The sequence below is a fragment of the Streptomyces katrae genome (genome assembly GCF_002028425.1).
Classification (GTDB): domain Bacteria; phylum Actinomycetota; class Actinomycetes; order Streptomycetales; family Streptomycetaceae; genus Streptomyces; species Streptomyces katrae_A.
Window position 1 is genome coordinate 4,359,167 of the sequence record NZ_CP020042.1, and the last position, 24,097, is coordinate 4,383,263.

At 74.4% G+C, this 24,097-nt stretch carries 15 protein-coding genes and 2 pseudogenes; 9 read left to right on the forward strand and 8 right to left on the reverse strand.

Annotated features, from left to right (window positions below; genetic code table 11):
* The first annotated feature begins 23 nt into the window (after nt 1–23).
* Complete coding sequence (locus B4U46_RS19975; protein WP_079429094.1) at nt 24–1,007, forward strand: MmcQ/YjbR family DNA-binding protein; 984 nt, start codon at nt 24–26, stop codon at nt 1,005–1,007.
* 78 nt (nt 1,008–1,085) lie between these two features.
* On the opposite strand, the gene B4U46_RS19980 is transcribed toward B4U46_RS19975, so the two are convergent.
* The 4 genes from B4U46_RS19980 to B4U46_RS19995 form a co-directional block, all read right to left on the reverse strand.
* The gene (locus tag B4U46_RS19980) at nt 1,086–1,841 is read right to left on the reverse strand and encodes a hypothetical protein (RefSeq protein ID WP_079429096.1); all 756 of its coding nucleotides are present in this window, start codon (nt 1,839–1,841) and stop codon (nt 1,086–1,088) included.
* Between the two features lie 214 nt (nt 1,842–2,055).
* Nucleotides 2,056–2,622 (reverse strand): RNA 2',3'-cyclic phosphodiesterase, encoded by a 567-nt coding sequence (gene thpR, locus B4U46_RS19985; protein ID WP_079429098.1) that lies wholly within the window; start codon nt 2,620–2,622, stop codon nt 2,056–2,058.
* Nucleotides 2,623–2,650: 28 nt separating this feature from the next.
* Nucleotides 2,651–5,104 (reverse strand): cation-translocating P-type ATPase, encoded by a 2,454-nt coding sequence (locus B4U46_RS19990; RefSeq protein ID WP_079429099.1) that lies wholly within the window; start codon nt 5,102–5,104, stop codon nt 2,651–2,653.
* A gap of 153 nt (nt 5,105–5,257) precedes the next feature.
* Nucleotides 5,258–5,572 (reverse strand): DUF2530 domain-containing protein, encoded by a 315-nt coding sequence (locus tag B4U46_RS19995; protein ID WP_079429101.1) that lies wholly within the window; start codon nt 5,570–5,572, stop codon nt 5,258–5,260.
* Nucleotides 5,573–5,712: 140 nt separating this feature from the next.
* Between B4U46_RS19995 and B4U46_RS20000 the strand changes: the two genes are divergently transcribed.
* Nucleotides 5,713–7,140: an NCS2 family permease gene (locus tag B4U46_RS20000; protein ID WP_079429103.1), complete on the forward strand. Its 1,428-nt coding sequence runs from the start codon at nt 5,713–5,715 to the stop codon at nt 7,138–7,140.
* Here B4U46_RS20000 and B4U46_RS20005 read toward each other — a convergent pair.
* Nucleotides 7,133–7,315 (reverse strand): hypothetical protein, encoded by a 183-nt coding sequence (locus B4U46_RS20005; RefSeq protein WP_007265601.1) that lies wholly within the window; start codon nt 7,313–7,315, stop codon nt 7,133–7,135. The two genes, B4U46_RS20000 and B4U46_RS20005, sit on opposite strands and share 8 nt — an antisense overlap.
* Before the next feature lie 158 nt (nt 7,316–7,473).
* Between B4U46_RS20005 and B4U46_RS20010 the strand changes: the two genes are divergently transcribed.
* Both B4U46_RS20010 and B4U46_RS20015 read left to right on the forward strand, forming a co-directional pair.
* A complete protein-coding gene (locus B4U46_RS20010) occupies nt 7,474–7,911 on the forward strand; it encodes a MarR family winged helix-turn-helix transcriptional regulator (RefSeq protein ID WP_079429105.1) in 438 nt (145 codons plus the stop codon).
* Between the two features lie 25 nt (nt 7,912–7,936).
* A complete protein-coding gene (locus B4U46_RS20015; protein WP_079429106.1) occupies nt 7,937–9,295 on the forward strand; it encodes an MFS transporter in 1,359 nt (452 codons plus the stop codon).
* A gap of 55 nt (nt 9,296–9,350) precedes the next feature.
* On the opposite strand, the pseudogene B4U46_RS20020 reads toward B4U46_RS20015, so the two are convergent.
* Together B4U46_RS20020 and serC are read right to left on the reverse strand one after the other, a co-directional pair.
* Nucleotides 9,351–12,445, reverse strand: a pseudogene (locus B4U46_RS20020) (sacsin N-terminal ATP-binding-like domain-containing protein).
* Between the two features lie 220 nt (nt 12,446–12,665).
* The gene (gene serC / locus B4U46_RS20025) at nt 12,666–13,784 is read right to left on the reverse strand and encodes a phosphoserine transaminase (RefSeq protein WP_079429108.1); all 1,119 of its coding nucleotides are present in this window, start codon (nt 13,782–13,784) and stop codon (nt 12,666–12,668) included.
* Nucleotides 13,785–13,970: 186 nt separating this feature from the next.
* On the opposite strand from serC, the gene B4U46_RS20030 reads away from it, so the two are divergent.
* On the forward strand, nt 13,971–16,706 hold the full coding sequence (locus tag B4U46_RS20030; RefSeq protein WP_237293338.1) for an FAD-binding and (Fe-S)-binding domain-containing protein: 2,736 nt from the start codon (nt 13,971–13,973) through the stop codon (nt 16,704–16,706).
* A gap of 47 nt (nt 16,707–16,753) precedes the next feature.
* On the forward strand, nt 16,754–17,722 hold the full coding sequence (locus B4U46_RS20035; protein ID WP_079429110.1) for an EamA family transporter: 969 nt from the start codon (nt 16,754–16,756) through the stop codon (nt 17,720–17,722).
* A gap of 23 nt (nt 17,723–17,745) precedes the next feature.
* Here the strand turns inward: B4U46_RS20035 and B4U46_RS20040 are convergent, their stop codons facing one another.
* Nucleotides 17,746–19,362 (reverse strand): CocE/NonD family hydrolase, encoded by a 1,617-nt coding sequence (locus B4U46_RS20040; RefSeq protein WP_079429111.1) that lies wholly within the window; start codon nt 19,360–19,362, stop codon nt 17,746–17,748.
* Nucleotides 19,363–19,698: 336 nt separating this feature from the next.
* Between B4U46_RS20040 and B4U46_RS20045 the strand changes: the two genes are divergently transcribed.
* The 3 genes and pseudogenes from B4U46_RS20045 to B4U46_RS20055 all read left to right on the forward strand — a co-directional run bounded on the left by B4U46_RS20045 (nt 19,699) and on the right by B4U46_RS20055 (nt 24,096).
* Nucleotides 19,699–20,499 (forward strand): TIGR03084 family metal-binding protein, encoded by an 801-nt coding sequence (locus B4U46_RS20045; protein WP_079429112.1) that lies wholly within the window; start codon nt 19,699–19,701, stop codon nt 20,497–20,499.
* 71 nt (nt 20,500–20,570) lie between these two features.
* Nucleotides 20,571–22,316 (forward strand): annotated as a pseudogene (locus B4U46_RS40645) (acyclic terpene utilization AtuA family protein); the annotation flags it as partial.
* A 181-nt stretch (nt 22,317–22,497) separates the two neighbouring features.
* On the forward strand, nt 22,498–24,096 hold the full coding sequence (locus B4U46_RS20055) for an acyl-CoA carboxylase subunit beta (RefSeq protein ID WP_079429113.1): 1,599 nt from the start codon (nt 22,498–22,500) through the stop codon (nt 24,094–24,096).
* Nucleotide 24,097 lies beyond the last annotated feature (1 nt).

Genomic DNA, 24,097 nt, shown 5'->3' on the forward strand with positions numbered 1-24,097 from the left:
CCGGGGGCTGCGAGACTTCCGTCATGGTCACAGTCGACGACGTACGGCGGCTGGCGCTCGCGCTGCCGCGCACCGAGGAACACCTGGTCCGCGACCGGGTGAAGTTCCGGATAGGCCGGATCGTCTACCTCGCCCTCTCGCGGGACGAGACCGAGCTCGGCTTCGCCTTCCCCAAGGAGGAGCGGGCCGCGCTCATCGCCGCCGAGCCGGAGAAGTTCTTCCTGCCGGGCGCCGGCGACATGCGCTACCACTGGGTCGAGGCGCGGATGGCCGCCCTCGGCGTGGCGGAGCTGGAGGAACTGGTCACCGGCGCCTGGCGGATGTGCGTGCCGGCCAAGGTGGCCCGCGCGCACCTGGAGGGCGGGGCGGAGGGCGGCCTGCCGCCCGCGCCGGGGCTGGCCCGGCTGCGGGCCGCGGCCGAGGTGTTCGGGGCGTTCCCCGGGGTGGACCGCAGCTGGCTGGCGCTGTGCGCGGACACCGCGCCCGGGCTGGACCTGTCCGGCGCCGCGCACCGGGCGGCCCTGCACCGCTGGCTCAACACCTGGGGCTGCCGGATCCGCTACCCGCGCGAGGGCGAGCCCGACCTGCTCGGGGAGGGGCTGGAGCGGTGGTGGTCCCGGCACGGGGGCCTGCCCGGCGCCCGGCTGGCGGCCCTGTCCGACCGGGAGATCGGGCTGCTGGCCGCCGCGTTCGGGGAGCTGGCCGCGCTGCCCGTCGGGCGCCGGACCCTCGGTCCGACGGCAGCCGCCAAGGCCTTGTTCGCGTTGCGGCCCGAGACGGTGATGCCCTGGGACGCGGCGATCGCCCAGCGTCTGTGGGGGGCCCGGGACGAGGCGGCCTTCGCCCGTCACCTGACGGCCGGCCGGGCCTGGGCGCGGGCCGCGCTCGCGGAGAGCGGCGGGCTGGACGAGGCCGCGCTGGCGGCGGAGCTGGGGCGGCCGGGGCTGCCGCTGGCCAAGCTGCTGGACGAGTACCTGTACGTGACGATCACCCATCAGGGGGCCTGAGGGCGCGCGGCGGTGCCGCTCCCGAGGGCGCTGCCGCTCCTGCGGGGCGGGAGCGGCAGCGGTGGCGGTACTACGGGGTCAGGCCTTGCCCTTGAGGTTCCCGACGAGCTGGTTCGTCAGCTTGGTCGCGCCGGCCAGGCCCTTGTCGGTGCCGCTGCTGCTGACGAGGACGGTCACCACCGAGGTGCCGACCCGGGCGGCGACCAGGGTGGTGCCGCCGTCCCAGGCGGCGCTGGTCTCGGTGATGGCCCAGGCGCCGTCGCCGACGCCGGCGAGGGGCTTCTCGGTGACGGTCACCTTGCCGTGGGTCTGCTCGTCCGTGTAGCTCGGGCAGGCCTTGGAGAGCATGCCGAGCGCGCCGAGGACCTTGGTCGAGGTGGTGCCCTGGTAGACGTCGATCTCCTGGGCGTACTCCTCGGAGGTGTTCTTGTTGACGTACGCGTTCTGCGCGAACGAGACACCGGTGATGCCGGTGATGTTCGTCCAGGCGGTCCCGCCGAGCAGGGTGCAGTCGGGGGTGGGCACGTCGGCGGTGACCGGCTTCCGGTAGGCGGGACCGGTGTCGCGGGCGTCCGCGGGGTCGGCGGTGTAGCCGGTGGCGAAGAAGGAGGCGGGCGCGAGGGCGGCCTTGAGCTGCGTACCCGTCAGGAGGCCCTTGTTGGGGCCGTCGGTGGCCGGGGCGCCTGCGGCGGCCTCGGGGGTGGCGGCCGCCTTGGGTGCCGCGGCCTTGGGGGCGGTGCTCGGGGCGGCCTTCGGGGTGGTGGAGCAGGCGGTCAGCGCGAGCGGGAGGACCGCGACGGCGAAGAGGGTGGCGACGGGAGATATGTGACGCACGGTGTGGTTCGACCTCGTTGTTCGGATGCACGGCTGGTTCCGGTCAGCCGTGCCCCCGGCCGTCCCCCCCGGCCCGCGCGGGGGAGCGCGGCGCGTCCGGTTCAGCGACAGGACTCGCGCATCACACCGGGTGGGCGGCGGCGGGGCAAGAGCTGACCGGATCCTTTGCTGCCGGATGTGAAAGGTTTTCCCAAAACCGTGCCTGAGCGTCCGATTAGTGCTCATGCGCGGTCAGGGGCCATGCGCCGACGACCTCGTAGCGCGGCTGCTCCCCGGCGACGCCGGAGACCGGCAGGTCACTGCGGACGAGGCTGAGGGTGTCGACCTGCCAGGGCGTGCCCTCGAACCCGGCGAGGGCGTCGAGGCAGGGCCCGAGGTCGGCGCCGTCGTGGCGGGCGCGGGCGAGGGTGAGGTGCGGGGTGTAGCGGCGGTGCTGCTCCATCGGGATCCCGGCCCGCCGGGCGGCGGCGTCGGCCCGCTCGGCGAGCATCCGCAGCGCGTCGAGCCCGCCCGCCGCGCCGATCCACAGGGCGCGGCGGCCGAAGTGTCCGGCGCCGTGGAGGCGGAGCCGGAAGGGGGCGGTGTGGGCTGCCGCCCGGGCGAGGCGGGCGTGCAGTTCGGGGAGGCGGTCGTCCTCGACCTCGCCCATGAAGGCGAGGGTGAAGTGCCAGCCGGCCTCGCCGGTCCAGCGCAGGTCGTCGGTGCGGGGTGCCGCCCGGACCGCTTCGCGCAGCTCGGCGACGGCCCCCGGCTCGGGCAGCACGGCGGCGAACAGCCTCATGTCCCCGACGATAGCCGCGGGGTGGGTGCTACGCCGGGAAGCGGTGGTCCACCCAGCGGAAGGCGGCTTCGACGAGGGCCGCCGCCGCCGCGGCGATCGCGACCGCGATCCACGGCATCGTGACCCCTTCCAGCCTCAGCTGGAAGAAGTGCTGCAGCCAGGGGACGACCAGGACCACCAGGAACGCCGCCCCCATCGCCGCCACCAGCGCCACCCGCCACCACGTGTAGGGCCGGGCGATGATCGCCAGCACCCACAGCGAGGTCAGGAACAGCGTCAGCGTCGCCGCGCTGGTCTGCGAGGTCAGCGCGTCCGGCCCGGAGTAGTGCGCCCGCGCGATCAGGTACGAGGTGAAGGTGGCCGCCGCCGCGACCGCCCCGCCGGGGATGGCGTAGCGCATGACCCGCCGTACGAAGTGCGGCCGGGCCCGTTCCTTGTTCGGGGCCAGGGCCAGGAAGAACGCCGGGACGCCGATGGTGAGGGTGGACAGGAGGGTGAGGTGGCGGGGGAGGAAGGGGTACTCGACCTGGGAGCAGACCACCAGGATCGCCAGCAGCACCGAGTAGACCGTCTTGACCAGGAACAGGGTCGCCACGCGCGTGATGTTGCCGATGACCCGGCGGCCTTCGGCGACCACGGACGGCAGGGTGGAGAAGCTGTTGTTCAGGAGGACGATCTGCGCGACCGCGCGGGTGGCCTCGGAGCCCGAGCCCATGGAGACGCCGATGTCGGCGTCCTTGAGGGCGAGGACGTCGTTGACCCCGTCGCCGGTCATGGCGACGGTGTGGCCGCGGGACTGGAGGGCGCCGACCATGTCCCGCTTCTGCTGCGGGGTGACCCGGCCGAAGACGGCGTTGCCGTCGAGGACCGCGGCCATCTCCTCCCGTTCGGCGGGCAGGTGGCGGGCGTCGACGGTGCCGGCGGCGCCGGGCAGGCCCAGCTTGCCGGCGACCGCGCCGACCGAGACGGCGTTGTCGCCGGAGATGACCTTGGCCTTGACGTCCTGCTCGTCGAAGTAGCGCAGGGTGTCCGCGGCGTCGGGCCGCAGCCGCTGTTCGAGGACGACGAGGGCGGTCGGCCTGACCCCGCTGGCCACGGCCGGGTCGTCGAGCTCGCGGGCCGAGCGGGCCAGCAGCAGGACCCGCAGCCCCTGCTCGTTGAGGCCGTCGATCTCCTCCAGCGCCGGGTCGCCGCTGGGCAGGAGCACGTCGGGGGCGCCGAGCAGCCAGGTGTTGTTCTCGCCGTCGCCCTCGCTGAAGCTGGCTCCGCTGTACTTGCGGGCGGAGGAGAAGGGCAGCGACTCGGTGCAGCGCCACTCGGCGCTGTCGGGGTAGGCATCGATGATGGCCTGGAGGCTGGCGTTGGGGCGCGGGTCGGACTCGCCGAGGGCGCCGAGGACCTTCTTGACGTAGCCGGGCTCCGCGCCGCCGAGCGGGCGCAGCTCGGTGACGTCCATGCCGCCCTCGGTGAGGGTGCCGGTCTTGTCGAGGCACACGACGTCGACGCGGGCGAGGCCCTCGATGGCGGGCAGCTCCTGGACCAGGCACTGCTTGCGGCCGAGCCGGATCACGCCGACGGCGAAGGCGACGGAGGTCAGCAGGACCAGGCCCTCCGGGATCATCGGGACGATGCCGCCGACGGTGCGGGCGATGGCGTCCTTGAGGTTGTCGTCCTTGACGACGAGCTGGCTGATGATCAGGCCGATCGAGGTTGGGACCATCATCCAGGTGACGTACTTGAGGATGGTGGAGATACCGGTGCGCAGCTCGGAGTGGACGAGGGTGAAGCGGGAGGCCTCTTCGGCGAGCTGGGCGGCGTAGGCCTCGCGGCCGACCTTGGTCGCGGTGAAGGCGCCGCCGCCGGCGACCACGAAGGAGCCGGACATGACCTGGTCGCCGGGCTTCTTCAGGACCGGGTCGGCCTCGCCGGTCAGGAGGGACTCGTCGATCTCCAGGCCGTCGGCCTCGCCGACGATCCCGTCGACGACGACCTTGTCGCCGGGGCCGAGCTCGATGACGTCGGACAGGACGATCTCGGAGGTGGAGATCTCGGCGGTGGTGCCGTCGCGGCGCACGCTCGGTTTCGCCACGCCGATGACGGCGAGCCCGTCGAGGGTCTTCTTGGCGCGCAGTTCCTGGATGATGCCGATGCCGGTGTTGGCGACGATCACGAAGCCGAACAGGCTGTCCTGGAGGGGCGCGACGAACAGCATGATCACCCACAGGACGCCGATGATGGCGTTGAAGCGGGTGAAGACGTTGGCGCGGACGATGTCGGCGGTGGAGCGCGAGGAGCGCAGCGGCACGTCGTTGACGTCGCCGCGCGCGACGCGTTCGGCGACCTCGGCGGTGGTCAGGCCGCCCGGCCTGAAGCGGGGGGCGGGGGGCTTCACCGGGTGGACGGGGTCCAGCTCGGCTCCCGCGTCGATGGCGGCGCCGGGCCGCTCGGGCCCGTCATGGTCGATCCTCGCCGACTGGGTCATGTTTTCGACGGTAAAGGGCGTTCCTCCGCTCCACCCGCCGAGCGGGGGGAAGATCCGACTTCAGGATGACCGGAATCGTCCCCGGGTCGCCCCCGTAGGGGGCCCTCCGGCGCCCGCGCCCTCCGGCGCCGTGCCCGTCGTCCCCGGGCCGGACTACGCCCCGGGGCCCGCCTGGCCGGCCGGTCCGGCCTGCTGCCCGTCCTCGGCCCGGGCCGCCGCCTCCTGCGCCGCGTGCCTCTTGATCGCGGCGTCGCGGCCGCGGACGTACCAGATGCCGATCAGGCCGAGCCCGCCGCCGGCCGCGCAGGTCCACAGCCACCACAACAGCTCGTGGTCGGCGAACCACCCGTAGAAGGGCAGCTGGACGACGAACATGGCGAACCAGAGGATCGTCCCGCCGGTGATGGTGGCGACAACCGGCCCCTCCAGGGGTTCGGGCGCCTCGTGCGTAGGGGTCCACTTCGCCATGCGGACCAGTCTAGGTGGCCGGATTCGGGGTCTACGCGCGCAGATGGACTGGCATCCGTTCATGTGTTCATACTGAAACGGTTTGCCTACGGCCGGATTCCTTCGTAGGAACCGCTAATTCGACCCAGTTTGAGGACCGCATGACCACCTCGGCACCCCCCGCGGCCCCCACCGGCGGCATCGACCGCTTCTTCAAGATCTCGGAACGCGGTTCGACCGTGGCCCGCGAGGTCCGGGGCGGCTTCGCGACCTTCTTCGCGATGGCCTACATCATCGTGCTGAACCCGATCATCCTCGGCAGCGCCAAGGACATGTACGGGCACCAGCTCGACGGCGGCCAGCTGGTCACCGCCACCGTCCTGACGGCCGCCTTCTCCACCCTCCTCATGGGTGTCATCGGCAACGTCCCGATCGCCCTGGCCGCGGGCCTCGGCGTCAACACCGTCGTCGCCCTCCAGCTCGCCCCGCGGATGAGCTGGCCCGACGCCATGGGCATGGTGGTCCTGGCCGGCTTCGTGGTGATGCTGCTGGTCGCCACCGGTCTGCGCGAGCGGGTCATGAACGCCGTCCCGACCGGCCTGCGCAAGGGCATCGCGATCGGCATCGGCCTGTTCATCATGCTGATCGGCCTGGTCGACTCCGGCTTCGTCACCCGCATCCCGGACGCCGCCCACACCACGGTCCCGCTCCAGCTCGGCGGCAACGGCCACCTGCACGGCTGGCCCGTCCTGATCTTCGTCGTCGGCGTGCTGCTCACGATCGCGCTGCTGATCCGCAAGACGCCCGGCGCGATCCTGATCTCCATCGTCGCCATGACCGTCGTCGCGGTCGCGGTGCAGCTGGTCGCCGACCTGCCGGACCTCGCCTGGGGCCTGACCGTCCCGCAGTGGCCGGGCAACCCCGTGGCCGCCCCCGACTTCGGGCTCGTCGGCCAGGTCAGCCTCTTCGGCGGCTTCGGCAAGGTCGGCGTGCTCACCGGCATCCTCTTCGTCTTCACCGTCCTGCTGTCCTGCTTCTTCGACGCGATGGGCACCATCCTCGGCGTCGGCGACGAGGCCAAGCTGACCAAGCCCGACGGCACCTTCCCCGGCATCAACCGGGTCCTGCTGATCGACGGCCTGGCCGTCGCCTCCGGCGGCGCGACCTCGTCCTCCGCCACCACCTGCTTCGTGGAGTCCACCGCGGGCGTCGGCGAGGGCGCCCGTACGGGCCTGGCCAACGTGGTCACCGGTGGCCTGTTCACGGTCTCGCTGTTCCTGACCCCGCTGGCCACGATGGTCCCCTCGCAGGCCGCCACCCCCGCCCTCGTCGCGGTCGGCTTCCTGATCCTGGCCGGCTCGGTCCGGGACATCGACTGGAGCGACTTCACCATCGCCGTCCCGGCCTTCATGGCCATGGTGATGATGCCGTTCACGTACTCGATCACCAACGGCATCGGCATCGGCTTCGTGAGCTTCTGCGTGCTGCGCCTGGCCACGGGCCGGGGTCGCGGGGTCCCGGCCGCGATGTACGCCGTCTCGGCGGTCTTCGTCTTCTACTACGCGATGCCGGCCCTGGGGCTCACGTAAGCCCGTAGAACTTCTCCGTCTCGTCGACGGCGGCCTTGAACCGCTCGTCGAAGTCATCGCGAATGAGCGTCCGGACGACATAGTCCTGGACGCTCATTCCGCGTTTGGCGGCGTGGTGCCTCAGCCGCTCCAGCAGCTCCCCGTCTATGCGCATGCTCAGCACATGTGTCCCCATGCCGAAAGGGTCGGGCCACAGGGCACGCGCGCGCGTCCCTTTCTGCGCCCGACTCACCCGTACGAGTGATCCGGCCGGATCCGTTCTCCGGACCCCTTCCCCGCCCCGTCCGTCACCCCCTGCGTTCGTTAGCCAGAGTAATGAGTTATTCTAAGTACATGCCCGACCTCTCCCATGGCGACGACGCTGCCGCCGTGAACGACCTGCGCTCCGCCGTGATGCGGCTGGGCCGACGCCTGAAGCACCAGCGCGTCGACGAATCGCTGAGCCCGACCGAGATGTCGGTCCTCGGCACCCTCGCCCGCTGCGGCCAGGCCACCCCCGGTGAGCTCGCCCGCAAGGAGCACGTCCAGCCGCCGTCGATGACCCGCATCGTCGCGTTGCTGGAGGCCAAGGGACTGGTCAGGCTGGAACCGCATCCCGACGACCGCCGCCAGAAGGTGGTCAGCCAGACGGAGGTGGCCGAGGCGATGCTCGAAGAGAGCCGCCGCAAGCGCAACGCCTTCCTGGCCGGGCTCGCCGCAGAGCTCACCGAGGACGAATGGGCCAAGCTCCGCGCCGCCGCCCCCGTCCTGGAGAAGCTCGCGCACCTATAGGAACGACGCCAGGAGGCGAACGCTTTTGAGTACCGGAACCGGAGGGAACTCCGCACCCGGCCACCTACCCACCCCCCAGACCCCGAGCGGGACCAGAGGACCGGGCACCCGCTCGCACTCGACGTTCAGCTCGCTGAAGATCCGGAACTACCGGCTCTTCGCCGCAGGCCAGGTCGTGTCGAACACGGGCACCTGGATGCAGCGCATCGCGCAGGACTGGCTGGTCCTCTCCCTGACCGGCTCCGCGTCCGCCGTGGGCGTGACCATCGCCCTGCAGTTCCTGCCGATGCTGCTGTTCGGCCTCTACGGAGGCGTCCTCGCGGACCGGCTGCCCAAGCGGCCGCTGCTGATCGCCACGCAGACCGCGATGGGCCTGACCGGCGTCGCGCTCGCCGCGCTCACCCTGGCCGGACACGTCCAGGTGTGGCACGTCTACCTCGCCGCGTTCCTGCTCGGCCTGGTCACGGTCGTGGACAACCCGGCCCGGCAGACCTTCGTCTCCGAGATGGTCGGCCCCGCGCAGGTCGCCAACGCGGTCAGCCTGAACTCCGCGAACTTCCAGTCCGCGCGGCTGGTCGGCCCGGCGATCGCCGGCGTGCTGATCACCGCCGTCGGCTCCGGCTGGGCCTTCCTGCTGAACGGGCTGTCGTTCGCGGCGCCGATCGCCGCGCTGCTGATGATGCGCACCCGCGAGCTCTACGCGGTCGAGCCGCGGCCGCGCGCCAAGGGACAGCTGCGTGAGGGCCTGCGCTACGTCGCCGGCCGGCCCGAGCTGGTCTGGCCGATCGTCCTGGTCGGCTTCATCGGCACCTTCGGCTTCAACTTCCCGATCTGGCTGTCGGCCTTCGTCGACGACGTCTTCCACGCGGACGCGGGCACGTACGGCCTGTTCAACACCCTGATCGCGGCCGGCTCCCTGGCCGGCGCCCTGCTGGCCGCCCGGCGCGGCAACACCCGGCTGCGGGTGCTGGTGACGGCGGCGGTGCTGTTCTCCGCCCTGCTGCTGGTGACGGCCTCCGCGCCCGGCTTCTGGCTGTTCGCGGTGCTGCTGGTGCCGGTCGGGATGTTCGGGCTGACGGTCAACGTCGTGGCGAACTCCAGTGTCCAGATGGCCACCGACCCCGAGATGCGGGGCCGGGTGATGGCCCTCTACATGATGGTCTTCACCGGCGGCACCCCCGTCGGCGCCCCGCTGGTCGGCTGGATCACCGACACCTACGGGGCCCGGCTGGGCATGGCCGCGGGCGGGCTGGTCTCCCTGGCGGCCGCGGTGGCCGTGGGCCTGATCCTGCGCCGCGTGGGCAACCTGCGGCTGAGCCTGAACCGCAACGGCCTCACGTTCGTCCCGGCGACCCCGCAGCGCGAGCTCGCCCCGGCGGCGTAGGCCCACTCCGGCCGGCCGGGCGCGTCCGCCCGCCCGGCCGGCGGCGGGGCCTGCGTCAGTCGAACCACCTGTCCCGCGCGAGTTCCGCCGTGCGGGACGGGTCCTCCAGGAGGGCCGCGACCTCGAAGCGCCGGGGCCACTGGCCCGCCGCCCAGGCCAGGCCCGCCGCCACGCCCTCCAGGGTGGCCGCGTGCAGCACGCCGTCCGGGGTCAGGCGCCAGTCCAGCTCCGTGCCGCCCGCCACCAGCTCCTCGTGCTCCACGTACGTCGCCGGGGCCGAGGGGCCCAGCAGTACCCGTACCGAGTCCGGGACCTCGTGCTCCTCGCCCGGCGTGGTCACCTCCGCCGGGACGGTCTCCGACAGCCGCCGCACCTGCAACAGCTCCGCCAGGTCCGCCGCCCGCGACGGGGCGACGGGGAGCAGGGGCAGGCCCGCCGTCAGCGGCAGCAGGTCGGGGGCGTCGCAGACGACCGCCTCGGCCGCGTCCACGACGACCACCTCGCCGTCCACCACCGCCCGCAGCTCGTCCGGGAGCGTCACCTGCTCCGGGTCCAGGTCGGCCAGCGCCCCGTACAGCCCGTGCAGCTGCCGGCCCGACACCTCGCGGTCCGGGTCGGCGAGCCGGCCCAGCAGCTCGGCCGCGCCGCCCGGCTCCTCCAGCAGGGCGCGCACCGTGGTGCGTACGCCCAGGGCGCGCAGCACCTGCTCGTCCTCGAAGCCCGTCGCGTCCGCCGGGGTGTACAGGCCGGCCAGCAGCGGGTCCCCGCCCGCCGCGCGCAGGCCGGCCGGGCGGCGGCCGTCGAGGACCGGGTGGTCGCGCAGCCACCAGGCGGTGTACGGGCGCACCGACTGCGTGGTGCCGTCGGGGAGCAGGACCCGCACCGGCTGGGTGAGGGCGTCGCGCAGCGGGGGCTGCGCGAGCATCGCCAGGGCCTGGGGCCAGCGGTCGTCGTCGACGAGGTCGAGGTCGCGTACGGCGATCAGCTCGGTGGCGACCGGCGGCACGGGGGAGTCGGGGAGCTGGTCGAGGAGGTCCTCGCACCACACGTCGACCGCGTCGAGCAGCCCGGCGTCGTCGGGCTCGGCGTAGTCGCCCTCGCGGGGCTCCAGCTCGTCCGGGTCGAGGACGACGTCGGTGGCGCGGACCAGCTGGAAGGTGGTCAGCACCCCGCAGGCGGCCAGGGTGTCGGCGTCCCAGCGGGCGGCCAGGTCGGGGTCCAGGTAGGGGATCTCGTCCTCGCGGACGACGGAGGCGAGGGGGCTGCCGGCGAGGAGGAGTTCCCCGGCCGGGGTCGGTTCGCCGTCCTCGTCGGGCAGGGCCAGCGCGCCCAGCCACGGTTCGTCGCCGGGGGCCAGGCCGGCGTCGCGGACCAGGGTCAGGACGATCTCGGCGAGCTCGTCGGCGTCGGGGGCGTCGGAGTCCTCGTCCCAGATCTCGCCGACGTCGAGCGAGCCGGCCACCGCGGCCCGGATCTGCGGGGTGGTCAGGACGGCTCGGGCGGTGGCGGGCAGGGCGCCCAGCTTCTCCAGCAGGGGGTGCGCGGCGTCCGGGTGGGCCACCTTCAGCCCCAGCCGGGCCAGGTCGGCGGGGGTGTCGGGGCCGGGCAGCAGGATGTGGCGCGGGCCGATCGCGGTGCGGCCGTCGGCGAGCGGTACGGGCAGCCCGGACAGCCGGTCCGGGTCGACCCCGGCGAGGGTGTCGTAGAGGTCGTGCCACCACTGCGGGGTGCGTTCGATGCCGGCGATCCGCTCGATGGCGTCGCCGAGCGGGAGCCGGCCCACGCCCAGGGTGCGCAGCTCGGACCGCCGCTCCAGCCCGGCGGGCAGCAGCGTGGGGAGCACGTCGGCGAGGACGCGTACGGTGTCGGCTCCGGCGCCCTCGACCACCTCGGCCTCGAAGGGGCGCAGCCGGGTCAGGTCCTCGGAGGGGCGGCCGGGGCGAGGAAGGCGGTGCGGGGCAGTCGCTGGAGGACGGCGGCGCGCAGGGCGCCGTCGAGTTCGCCCTTGCCGAGCGGGCCGGGGACGAGGTCCACCAGGGCGGGGGTCACCGGATCCCAGGCGGCGAGGAGTCCGGTGTAGGCGTCGGCGGCGCGCTCCACCAGGAAGTCGGTCAGCGGTCCGGGCGCGTGGTGGCGGCGGGAGGTGTCCATCGGCAGGGAGGCGATGAGCAGGGCCGGGATGCCGAGGGGGTCGTCGGTGGGGGTGGGGGCGTGGACGACGGGCGCGGTGCGGGGGCGTTCGGGGGCGCCGTCGGCGTCGACGGGGACGGCCCAGGTGACGCTCCAGGTGGGCCGCAGCCGTTCCTCCACGGGCCGGTCGGCGAGGAGTTCGCGGGTGAGGGGACCGCTCGCCTGGACGGTGCGCCAGCGGTGGGTGCCGGAGGCGGAGTCCTCGATGACGGTGTAGGGGCCGTCGTTGTGCCGGTAGAGGGTGCGGGTGCCGCCGGCGGGGGTGTCGACGACGACCTCGGTCAGCCCGGGGAGGGTGAGCAGGAGGGCGTCGTCGACCCCGTGCAGCAGGCGTTCGGCGAGGTCGGCGGCGGCCGCGTCGCGCAGCGGGAGGACGACGACGGTGTCGTAGCCGTCGGGGGCGGTGCCCTCGGCGGGCAAGGGCAGGCGCAGCAGCGGGACGTGGCCGTCGCGGCGGCGCAGTTCGTCGCCGAGGCCGGGGCTGAAGTGGGCGGCCTCGCGGGCCATTTCGCGGGCCTCGGCGAGGGACCAGCGCACGCCGCCGTGCCGGCCGAGGACGGCGGGCTCGTCGGAGACGGCCAGGACGGCGGCGAAGCCGACGCCGAACCGGCCGACGGTGTGGGCGGAGGAGGCGCCCTCGCGCTTGGCGGAGGCGCGCAGGGTGCTCAGCGACTCCACGCCCGTCGCGTCCAGCGGGGCACCGGTGTTGGCGACGGCCAGCACGCCGTGGCCGTCTTCGCCGGGGACGGCGGGGTGCAGCGTGAGCCGCAGCCGGCCGGGGACGCGGCCGCGGGCGGCCGCGTCGGAGGCGTTCTGCGCCAGTTCGATCGCGAGCCGGTCGCGGTAGCCGCCGAGCGCCAGGTCCTCCTCGGCGTTGGCGTCCTCACGGAACCGCGCGGGTCCGGCGGCCCACGCGTCCAGCACCGTGCGCCGCAGCCGGGCGGTGCTGAAGGGGTCCATGCCGCTCGGGGCCGCCGTCACTCGCACGTTCACGCCGTTGCCTCCACATGCTGTGCTGACTCCACCTGTTGCTGTGAAGGTATCGCGTGGGCGGCCGGGTCTTGCCCGTGAGGTGGGCGAACACGACGGCGCCGCCGGGGGCGGGGCCCCGGAACGGGAGGAGCCCCCGGTGCCTTCCGGCACCGGGGGCTCCCCTCGCGTCAGTGGGCGGACACCGCGGTCAGAGGCGCTCGATCACGTAGTCGATGCACACCGTCAGCGCCTGCACGTCCGCCGGGTCGATCGCCGGGAACATCGCGACGCGCAGCTGGTTGCGGCCGAGCTTGCGGTACGGCTCGGTGTCCACGATGCCGTTGGCGCGCAGCACCTTCGCCACCGCCGCCGCGTCGATCTCGTCGTCGAAGTCGATCGTGCCGATGACCGCCGAGCGCTTGTCGGCGTCCTGCACGAACGGGCCGGCGTACTTCGACGCCTCCGCCCAGCCGTACAGGTTGGCCGCGCTGGCCGCCGTACGGGAGGTGGTGAACTCCAGGCCGCCCTGGCCGTTCATCCACTCCAGCTGCTGGTTCAGCAGGAAGAGGGTGGCCAGCGCCGGGGTGTTGTACGTCTGGTTCTTCAGCGAGTTGTCGATCGCCGTCGGCAGCGAGAAGAACTCCGGGATGTGCCGGCCCGACGCGTGCACGCGCGCCGCGCGCTCCAGCGCGGCCGGGGAGAACGCGGCCAGCCACAGGCCGCCGTCCGAGGCGAAGGACTTCTGCGGGGCGAAGTAGTAGACGTCGGTCTCGGTGATGTCCACGGGCAGGCCGCCCGCACCCGAGGTCGCGTCCACCAGCACCAGCGAACCCGCGTCGGCGCCCGCGACGCGCTTGATGGGCGCCGCCACACCCGTCGAGGTCTCGTTGTGCGTGTACGCGTACACGTCGACACCCGCCTCCGCCACCGGCTCGGGGTGCGTGCCCGGCTCGGAGGAGATGACGGACGGCTCGTCCAGCCACGGCGCGAGCTTCGCGGCCTTGGCGAACTTGGACGAGAACTCGCCGAAGGTCAGGTGCTGGGACTTCCGCTCGATCAGGCCGGCGGTCGCGATGTCCCAGAAGGCGGTGGAGCCGCCGTTGCCCAGGATCACCTCGTAGCCCTCGGGGAGGGAGAAGAGGTCCCGGAGGCCCTGGCGCACCGATCCGACCAGGTTCTTGACCGGGGCCTGGCGGTGGGAGGTACCGAGCAGGGAGTTACCGGTGGCGGCGAGGGCGTCCAGCGCCTCGGTCCGCACCTTGGAGGGGCCCGCGCCGAAGCGTCCGTCGGCGGGCTTGATGTCAGCGGGAATCTGGATCTCAGCCACGTGCGGAGCGTATCGGGTCCCGGACCGGCCGTCGGAAGCGCGTCCACCCGGTGAGACACCGGAGGGTGATGTGCGGCTGATGGGTAGATGTGGCCCGTGACGTCTCCTGGGGAACTCGAACGGACATTGCGGGCCGAGCTGCGCGGGGAGGTGGATTTCGGGGCCGCCGCCCGGGCGCTGGTGACGATGGACGCCTCCAACTACCGGCGCGTGCCCGTCGGCGTCGTCGCCCCGCGCGACGCCGAGGACGTGGCGGCGGCGCTGCGGGTGTGCGCCGACGCCGGGGTCCCCGTCGTCCCGCGCGGCGGCGGCACCTCCATCGCCGGCCAGGCCACGGGGGTCGGCGTGGTCCTCGACCTCACCCGGCACATGAACGCCCTGGTGTCCGTGGACCCGGCCGCCCGCACCGCCGTGGTCCAGCCCGGACTCGTCCTCGACCGGCTGAGGGAGGCGGTCCGCCCGTACGGCCTGACCTTCGGCCCCGACCCGTCCACGCACTCCCGCTGCACCCTCGGCGGAATGATCGGCAACAACGCCTGCGGGGCCCACTCCGTGGCCTGGGGGACCACCGCCGACAACGTGGCCGAGCTGGCGGTGACCACGTACGGCGGCGCCCGCCACCGGCTCGCCGACGGCTGGGCGGGCGCCCCGCCGGGCCTGCGGGAACTGGTCGCCGGGAACCTCGCGGCCCTGCGCACGGGCATGGCCGGAGGGTTCTCCCGCCGGATCTCCGGCTACGGCGGCCTCGACGCCCTCCTCCCCGAACGGGGCGTGCGGCTCGCCCGGGCCTTCTGCGGCAGCGAGGGCACCCTCGGGGTGGTCACCGAGGCCGTGGTGCGCCTCGTGGAACTCCCGCCCGCGCCCGCCCTCGCGGTACTCGGCTACCCCGACGAGAGCGCCGCCGCCGACGCCGCGGCCGGGCTCCTGCCCCACGGGCCGCTGACAGTGGAGGGCATGGCGCAGGACCTCGTCCCCGACACCGCCGGGCTGCCCCGGGGCGGGGCCTGGCTGTTCGTGGAGACCCGGGACGAGGGAGCCGCGCGCGGCCTCGTCCGGGCCGCCGACGCCCTGGACGCGGTGGTGGTCGCGGACCCGGCGGCGCAGCGGGCGCTCTGGCGGATCCGCGAGGACGCCGCCGGCACCGCGACGCGCATGCCCGACGGGAGCATGGCCTGGCCCGGCTGGGAGGACTGCGCCGTCCCCCCGGCCCGGCTCGGCGCCTACCTGCGCGCGTTCCGCGCCCTGCTGGCCCGGCACGGGCTGCGGGGGACCCCGTACGGGCACTTCGGCGAGGGCTGCGTGCACATCCGGATCGACTTCGACCTGGCCTCCGCCGCGGGCGTGGCCCGCTACCGCTCCTTCTCCGGCGAGCTCGCCGACCTGGTCGTCGCCCACGGGGGCTCCCTGTCGGGGGAACACGGCGACGGCCAGGCCCGCGCGGAACTCCTGCCGCGCATGTACCCGCCGGAGGTGATCGACCTCTTCGCGGCCTACAAGGACGTCTGGGACCCGGCGGGCGGCATGAACCCCGGCATCCTCGTCCGCCCCGCCCGCCTGGACGACAACCTCCGCTTCGCCGTCCTGCCCCGGACCCCCTTCGGGAACGAGGTAGCCCGCTGCGTCGGCGTCGCGAAGTGCCGCTCCCAGGAGACGGGCGGCCCGGCGGTGATGTGCCCCTCGTACCGGGCCACGGGGGAGGAACGGCACTCCACGCGCGGCCGGGCACGGCTCCTGCACGAGATGCTGGCGGGGGAGATCGTCCGCGACGGGTGGCGCTCGCCGGAGGTGGCCGAAGCCCTCGACCTCTGCCTGGGCTGCAAGGGCTGCCGCAGCGACTGCCCGGTGGGGGTGGACATGGCCGCGTACAAATCGGAGTTCCTCGACCGGCACTGGCGGGGCCGCCCGCGCCCCCTGTCCCACTACCTCCTGGGCGGCCTGCCCACCTGGCTCCGGCTGATCGCCCGGCTGCGGGCGGCCGGGCCGGTCAACGCGGCGGGGAAGGTGCTCCGGGTACCGGGGCTGGCCCGGGAGCGGAGGCTGCCCGAGGTGGCGGGGGTGCCGTTCACCCGGGAACGGCGGGCGGCCACCGGGGAAGGGCGGGCGACCACCGGGGAAGGGCGGGCGGCCACCGGGGAAGGGCCGGCGACCACCGGGGAACGGCGGGCGGCCACCCGGGAAGGGCGGGCGGCCGGGGCGGCCGCGGCGCCACCCCGGGTCACCCTGTGGCCGGACACCTTCACGAACCACCTCGCCCCCGCCGCCGCCCGCGCCGCCGTCCGCGTACTGGCGTCCGCCGGCCTCTCCGTCACCGTTCCCGACGGCCCGGTCTGCTGCGCCCTGACCTACGTCTCCACCGGCCGCCTCACCCGCGCCCGCAAGGTCCTGCGCCGCACCCTGGACACCCTCGGCGAGGCCGCCGGCCCCGTCCTCGTCCTGGAACCCAGCTGCGCCGCGGCCCTGCGCACCGACCTCCCCGCCCTCCTCCCCGACGACCCGCGGGCCCACCGCCTCGCGGCGGCGGTCCGCACCTTCGCCGAGACCCTTGAGGAGTACGCCCCCCACTGGGCCCCGCCCCGCCTGGACCGGCCCGTCGCCGGCCAGACCCACTGCCACCAGCACGCCGTCCTCGGCGACGGCGCCGACCGGCGGCTGCGCGAGCGCGCCGGGCTCACCGGGGAGCTCAGCGGCGGCTGCTGCGGCCTCGCGGGCAACTTCGGCTTCGAGCCGGGCCACCACGCCGTCTCCGTCGCCTGCGCGGAGGAACAGCTGCTCCCCTCCCTCCGGTCCGCCGCCCCCGGCACCGCCGTCCTGGCGGACGGCTACTCCTGCCGCACCCAGATCGCCCAGCTCTCCGGCCACCGCGCGCGGCACCTGGCGGAGCTCCTTGCGGAAGCCCTCCCCCCGGACGAGCAGCCGATGTAAGAGAGAACACGGAGGCACGACCCTTACCGACCCCTTAACCTGGATAAATGCCCGCAGCCTCGCCCTCCCCCACGACAACCCCCGCAACCCCAGCGACCCCCGCCACCCGCACCAAGCCGCAGTCCGCCACCCCCGCCAGTCGGCTCAAGGCCGCCCGCGGCGGCCCCGGCGGCCGCTTCGGCCCGGTGGCCCTCGTGGTCGCGGCCGGGGTCTCGGTGCAGTTCGGCGCCGCCCTCGCGGTCATGATCATGCCGAGGGCGGGCGCGGCCGGCGTGGTCACGCTGCGGCTGGCGGCCGCCGCCCTGGTCCTCCTGCTGGTCTGCCGGCCGAAGGTACGGGGCTACACGCGCTCCGACTGGGGCACCGTCCTCGCCTTCGGCGTGGCCATGGCGGGCATGAACGGCCTCTTCTACCAGTCCATCGACCGCATCCCCCTGGGCCCGGCGGTCACACTGGAGGTCCTGGGCCCGCTGGCCCTCTCGGTCCTGGTCTCCCGCCGCCTGGTGAACCTCCTGTGGGCGGGCCTGGCCCTGGCCGGCGTGGCCCTCCTCTCCACCCACGGCGGCGGCGGCCTCGGCCTCGGCTCCCTCGACCCGCTCGGCGCCGCCTTCGCGGTGGGCGCGGGCGCGATGTGGGCGGCGTACATCGTCTTCAGCGCCCGCACCGGCCGCCGCTTCCCCCAGGCGGACGGCCTGGCCCTGGCGATGGCGGTGGCGGCGGTGATCTCCCTCCCCCTGGGCGTGGCCCAGTCGGGCTCCGCCCTCCTGGCGCCGGCCACCCTGGCCCTGGGCCTCGGCGTGGCGGTGCTCTCGTCGGTGCTCCCCTACACGCTGGAACTCCTGGCCCTGCGCCGCCTCCCGGCGCCGACGTTCGCGATCCTGATGAGCCTGGAGCCGGCCATCGCGGCCACGGCGGGCTTCCTGGTCCTCCACCAGGCCCTCTCCCTGCTGGACGCCCTGGCGATCGCCCTGGTCATCGCGGCGAGCATGGGCGCGGTACGGGCACAGAAGTCCTGAGGTCCTACCCGTAAGCGCAATCCTCACCCCACCGGCAGCTCCACGTACGAAGGCGTCGGCTCCGGGGAGGTGAACGACAGGGTGGCGCGGGGGAGGTTGGCGTCCGCGTAGAGGGGGTCTCGGGGGGTCAGCGCCAGCATGACGCGGTGGCCCGGCGGGAGGTCGTACGCGGTGGGCTGGAGGTCGATGTCCGCGCTGATCAGACTGTCCGGCGGGGCGTCGAGGTCGCTGAACGGGGCATGGGTGATCAGGCGGGCCGAGCCGTCGGGCGCCAGGTCCAGGAGGTACGCGACGAAGGTGGAGCCGGAGTTCGCGGCCCGGTAGGTGACGCGCAGGCGCGGGGTGCCGCGCAGGCGGGTGGTGTCCGGGGCCGGGGCGGCGGTCCACACGGCGGCCGCCGTGCGGTCCATGACGGCGGCGGCCGGGTAGGAGCTGGGCCGGCCCGCCAGTTCCGCGGACCCGGAGCGGGCGACCGCCTCCGCGACGGCCACCGGGGCCGCGACCCCGCACAGTACGCCCGCCGCCCAGCCGGGGTCGGGCCGGTCGGCCAGTTCGCCGGTGCCGGTGAGGTGCAGGCGGCGGATGTGGCGGGTGGGGACGGGCCAGGTGGGGGAGGGTTCGAGGGCCCGGCTCCACATCACCTCGGACAGGACCTCGCCCTCCCCGTCGATGCCGTTGCCGTCCCCGCGGAGGTGGTGGCCGAACCAGCGCTGGGCGTCCGTCCAGATCCGGTTCGGCAGTCCGGTCAGGCCGGTCGTCTCGGGGCCGCAGTGGTCACCGATGGACAGGTCGATGCGCTTGGGCCCGCCGAGCTCCTGGAACATCCGCAGCACCTGCCCGGCGGGGAAGAGGGTCTCGTGCCAGGCGTGGGCGCAGAAGACCGCCACCTGGCGCCGTCCCAGCTCCTTGAGGTGCGTGAACGGTGAGCGCGGCTCCGCCCACGCCAGGCTCTCGTGGAGGTCCCGGCCCGCGAGGACGTTCTCCAGGGCGCGCTGCGCCGGCCGGCTCAGCCTGGCCCGGGGGGCGGCCGTGAGCAGGGCGTGGACGGCGGCGGTGCGGCGGGTGGAGTGCTCCCGCAGCACCTCGCCGAGGTCGCCCCAGCCGCTGAGCGCCGCCACCGCGTCGACGCGGGCGTCGTGCGCGGCGACGAGCTGGGCGATGCCGGCGCCGTACGAGACGCCGAGGAAGCCGATCCGGGTGACGGGGCCGGGGGCGCGCTCCAGGAGGTGGTCCAGGGCGTGGCGGCCGTCGGTGACGTCGAGGGGTCCGGCGAAGTCGGCGTGGCCCTCGGAGGCGGCGAACCCGCGCGGGCTGTAGGCGAGGACGTCGTAGCCGCCCACCGCGAACCGGGAGGCCTGGACGGCGTACGCGAGCCAGCCGAGGTCCGTCCAGGGGGCGGGCATCACGACCGCCGGCCGGGGCGCGGACCCGGTGTGCCGCCAGAGCGCGGCTTCGAGGAGGTCACCGTCGGCGCCGGTGACCTTGCCCCGGCTGAAGACGGCGACGGCCCGCACGGCCTCGACGTCGGCGGCGCGCGCGGGCGGCAGTCCGGCGCACTCCCCGCTTTCGAGGGCGGCGGCGAAGGCGCCGAGGGCGGTGGCGTCGAGGTCGGGGTAGAGCGAGTGGGCAGCTGGGTGCACGTCGGATCATCCTCGTCGTCGAGCGGCATGGACGTATTCGGATGCGGGGGGGGGCTGCTTCTGCTCCGGCGGCGTGAGCGGGAGCACTCAGTATCGGCGGGGTGCGCGGGGCGTGTTCGGGGGCTTGTGGGCGTACGGCCGGAATCGCGCGTGCGGGTGCGGGGTGCCCGGCGCCCGGGCCTCGGGGAAGGGGATGGTGGGGTCAAGTCCCCTGTGTTGCCGACTGGTTGGCGGGTGGCGGGAATCGGACGCGTTCGGATGGAAATCATGCAAGCGTGCTTGATTGTTTCTCGGGGTGCTGCCAGGCTTCCCCTCACGCCGAGAGGGGAGCACGCCGTGCCCGAGCCGTCCGTCGTCGCCGTCTTCGCCGATCTCCGCGAGGAGGGCCGTGAACTCGACTCCCTCGTAGGGGGGTTGGCCGCGTCCGAGTGGGCGCGGCCGACGCCCGCCGAGGGGTGGAGCGTCGCCCATCAGATCGCGCACCTGCACTGGACCGACCGGGCCGCGCTGCTCGCGCTCACCGACGCCGAGGGGTTCGCACGGGAGGTGGAGGCGGCCCTCAAGGCGCCGGAGTCCTTCGTGGACGAGGGGGCGGAGGAAGGGGCGCGGCTGGCGCCCGCCGAGCTGCTGGCGCGGTGGCGGGCCGGGCGGGAGGCGCTGGACCGGGCCCTGGCCGCCGCTTCGCCCGACGCCCGTTTCCCCTGGTACGGGCCCCCGATGAAGGCCGCCTCCATGGCGAGCGCCCGGCTGATGGAGACCTGGGCGCACGGCCAGGACGTCGCCGACGCGCTCGGCGCGCGGCGGGCCCCGACCGCCCGGCTGCGGCACGTCGCGCGGATCGGGGTGCGGGCGCGGGACTACGCGTACGCCGTGCGCGGACTCGCGGTGCCGGAGGGGGAGTTCCGGGTGGAGCTCACCGCCCCGGACGGGGCCGGGGTGTGGGCGTACGGGCCCGAGGACGCCGGGCAGCGGGTCACCGGGCCCGCGCTGGACTTCTGCCTGCTGGTCACCCAGCGCGCCCACCGCGCCGACCTCGCCCTCACCGCCGAGGGCCCCGACACCGACCGCTGGCTGGACATCGCCCAGGCCTTCGCCGGCCCGGCGGGTCCGGGCCGCGAACCCCGGGGGACGCGGTGACCGCCCGGCGCCCCCTGCGCATCGGCAACGCCTCGGGCTTCTACGGCGACCGGTTCGACGCGGTGCGCGAGATGCTGACGGGTGGCCCGCTGGACGTCCTGACCGGCGACTACCTCGCCGAGCTGACCATGCTGATCCTCGGCCGCGACCGGCTGAAGAACCCGGACCTCGGGTACGCCAGGACCTTCCTGCGGCAGCTGGAGGAGGGGCTCGGGCTCGCGCACGAGCGGGGCGTGAAGATCGTCACCAACGCGGGCGGGCTGAACCCGGCCGGGCTGGCGGAGGCGGTGCGCGCGCTGGCGGACGAGGTGGGGGTGCCGGTACGCGTCGCGCACGTCGAGGGCGACGACCTGATGCGGTCCGGCGCGGGGGCGGGGGCGGGGGCGGGGGCGGGGGCGTTGGAGGGGGCGCTGACCGCCAATGCCTACCTCGGCGGCGCCGGGATCACGGCCTGCCTGCGGGCGGGCGCGGACGTGGTGGTGACCGGCCGGGTCACGGACGCGGCGCTGGTGAGCGGGCCGGCCGCGTGGTGGTTCGACTGGGGGCCGCAGGAGTACGACCGGCTGGCGGGCGCGGTGGTCGCCGGGCACGTCCTGGAATGCGGCACGCAGGCCACCGGCGGCAACTACGCCTTCTTCACCGCGCACGACGTGCGCCGGCCCGGCTTCCCGCTGGCGGAGGTCTGCGAGGACGGCTCGGCCGTCGTCACCAAACACCCCGGCACGGGCGGGCTCGTCTCCCCGGGCACGGTCACCGCGCAGCTGCTGTACGAGACCCAGGGCGCCCGGTACCTGGGCCCCGACGTCACGGCCCGCCTGGACACGGTGCGCCTGACCCCGGACGGCGAGGACCGGGTCCGGATCAGCGGGACGGTGGGGGAGCCGCCGCCGGACACCCTGAAGGTGGGGGTCACCCGGGTCGGGGGCTGGCGCAACGAGGTGGTCTTCGTCCTGACGGGCCTGGACGTCGAGGCGAAGGCGGCCCTGGTGCGCGAGCAGCTGGCGGACGCGCTGGCCGGGGTGGCGGGGGTGTCGTGGACCCTGGCCCGTACCGACCACGCGGACGCGGACACGCAGGAGGCGGCGAGCGCCCTGCTGCGGCTGGTGGTCCGCGACCCGTCACCGGACCGGGTGGGGCGGGAGCTGACCGGGGCGGCGATCGAACTGGCCCTGGCGAGCTACCCGGGCTTCCACGTCACCTCCCCGCCGGGGCCGGCCCAGCCGTACGGCGTCTTCACGTCGGTGACGATCCCGGCGTCCGGGGTCCCCCACACGGCGGTCCTGCCGGACGGCACCCGGATACCGGCCGCCGCCGCCCGCGTGGCTCCCCCCACCCCACCCCTCCCCAAAACCCGGGGCCCAGCCCCGGCCCCGGCCCCAGCCCCGGCCCCGGCCTCGTCGGCCCCGGCCTCGCCGGGCCCGGTCGGCGGGGGCGCCGGCGGGGGGTCCGGGGCGCGGCCCCCGGATTCGGCGAGGGGCGCGGCGGGGGAGAGCCCCGCCGGGCCCGGGCCGCACGGCGGTCCCACCACCCGGGCTCCCCTCGGGGTGCTGGCCGGGGCCCGCTCCGGGGACAAGGGCGGTGACGCCAACATCGGGGTCTGGGTCGAGACCGACGCGGCCTGGGACTGGCTCCGCGACACCCTCACCGTCAAGCTCCTCCAGAGCCTGCTCCCCGAGACCTCGCCCCTCGCCGTCGCCCGCCACGAGCTGCCCAACCTGCGGGCGCTGAACTTCACCGTCGCCGGGATCCTCGGCGACGGGGTCGCCTCCGGCCACCGGTTCGACCCGCAGGCCAAGGCCCTCGGCGAATGGCTCCGCGCCCGCCACGTCGACATCCCGACCCACCTACTGCCCCCGACTCCGGCCGACGGGCCCCGTCCTCCCGCCCCGCCCGCGCGGCGTGCGTGCCGGATCCCGACCGGGCGGCGGCGCCGGTGTCGTCCGGGCCTGACGTCGGGGCGACGTCCCAGATGCCACCCACCCCGGAGGGGATCCGTCCATGACCCGTCTCGGTACCACCGTCGACCCCCTCGCCCCCGAGTACGCGCAGGCTCGTTCCGCCGCCCTGGAGCGGCTCGGTGCGCTGGACGCCGAGCACGCCAAGGCGCTCGCGGGCGGCGGGGAGAAGTACACCGCCCGGCACCGGGGCCGCGGCAAGCTGCTGCCCCGCGAGCGCGTCGAGCTGCTGCTCGACCCCGATACCCCGTTCCTCGAACTGTCCCCGCTCGCCGCCTGGGGGAGCGACCACCCCGTCGGCGCCTCGATGGTGACCGGCATCGGCACCGTCGAGGGCGTCGAGTGCCTGATCACGGCCAACGACCCCACCGTGCGCGGCGGTGCCAGCAACCCCTGGACCCTGAAGAAGGCCCTGCGGGCCAACGAGATCGCCCTGCAGAACCGGCTCCCCTGCATCAGCCTCGTCGAGTCCGGCGGCGCCGACCTGCCCTCCCAGAAGGAGATCTTCATCCCCGGCGGGGCGGTCTTCCGCGACCTCACCCGCCTCTCCGCCGCCGGGATCCCCACCGTCGCCGTCGTCTTCGGCAACTCCACCGCCGGCGGCGCGTACATCCCCGGGATGTCCGACCACACCGTCATGATCAAGGACCGTTCCAAGGTGTTCCTGGGCGGTCCGCCCCTCGTGAAGATGGCCACCGGCGAGGAGAGCGACGACGAATCCCTCGGCGGAGCCGACATGCACGCCCGCGTCTCCGGCCTCGCCGACCACTACGCCCTCGACGAGTACGACGCCATCCGCCAGGCCCGCCGCATCGTGGCCCGGCTGAACCACCGCAAGCCCCACCCCGAACCGCCGCGCGCCGAGGAGCCGCTGTACGACGCGGAGGAGCTCCTCGGGATCGTCCCGCCGGACCTGAAGACCCCCTTCGACCCCCGCGAGGTCATCGCCCGCATCGTCGACGGCTCCGACTTCGACGAGTTCAAGCCCCTCTACGGCCCCAGCCTCGTCACCGGCTGGGCCACCCTCCACGGCTACCCGGTCGGCATCCTCGCCAACGCCCAGGGCGTGCTGTTCAGCGCCGAGTCGCAGAAGGCCGCCCAGTTCATCCAGCTCGCCAACCAGCGCGACATCCCGCTCCTGTTCCTCCACAACACCACCGGCTACATGGTCGGCAAGGAGTACGAGCAGGGCGGCATCGTCAAACACGGCTCGATGATGATCAACGCGGTCTCCAACTCCCGGGTCCCGCACCTGTCCGTCCTCATCGGCGCCAGCTACGGTGCCGGCCACTACGGCATGTGCGGCCGCGCCTACGAGCCCCGGTTCCTCTTCGCCTGGCCCAGCGCCAAGTCCGCCGTCATGGGCCCCCAGCAGCTCGCCGGCGTGCTCTCGATCGTGGCCCGGCAGTCCGCCGCCGCCAAGGGACAGCCCTACGACGAGGAGGCCGACGCCGGGATGCGGGCCTTCGTGGAGGCGCAGATCGAGTCCGAGTCCCTTCCCCTGTTCCTGTCCGGGCGGCTCTACGACGACGGAGTCATCGACCCGCGCGACACCCGTACCGTCCTCGGCCTGTGCCTGTCGGCCGTCCACAACGCCCCCGTCGAGGGCGCCCGTGGCGGCTTCGGCGTCTTCCGGATGTGAG

Coding starts and splice junctions, on each gene's coding strand:
- thpR (WP_079429098.1), bottom strand. CDS start 2,622: ATGAGGCTGTTCGCCGCCGTGCTGCCCGAGCCGGGGGCCGTCGCCGAG.
- B4U46_RS19975 (WP_079429094.1), top strand. CDS start 24: ATGGTCACAGTCGACGACGTACGGCGGCTGGCGCTCGCGCTGCCGCGC.
- B4U46_RS19990 (WP_079429099.1), bottom strand. CDS start 5,104: ATGACCCAGTCGGCGAGGATCGACCATGACGGGCCCGAGCGGCCCGGC.
- B4U46_RS20030 (WP_237293338.1), top strand. CDS start 13,971: ATGGACGCCTCCAACTACCGGCGCGTGCCCGTCGGCGTCGTCGCCCCG.
- B4U46_RS20005 (WP_007265601.1), bottom strand. CDS start 7,315: ATGGGGACACATGTGCTGAGCATGCGCATAGACGGGGAGCTGCTGGAG.
- B4U46_RS20000 (WP_079429103.1), top strand. CDS start 5,713: ATGACCACCTCGGCACCCCCCGCGGCCCCCACCGGCGGCATCGACCGC.
- B4U46_RS20035 (WP_079429110.1), top strand. CDS start 16,754: ATGCCCGCAGCCTCGCCCTCCCCCACGACAACCCCCGCAACCCCAGCG.
- B4U46_RS19995 (WP_079429101.1), bottom strand. CDS start 5,572: ATGGCGAAGTGGACCCCTACGCACGAGGCGCCCGAACCCCTGGAGGGG.
- B4U46_RS20055 (WP_079429113.1), top strand. CDS start 22,498: ATGACCCGTCTCGGTACCACCGTCGACCCCCTCGCCCCCGAGTACGCG.
- B4U46_RS20010 (WP_079429105.1), top strand. CDS start 7,474: ATGCCCGACCTCTCCCATGGCGACGACGCTGCCGCCGTGAACGACCTG.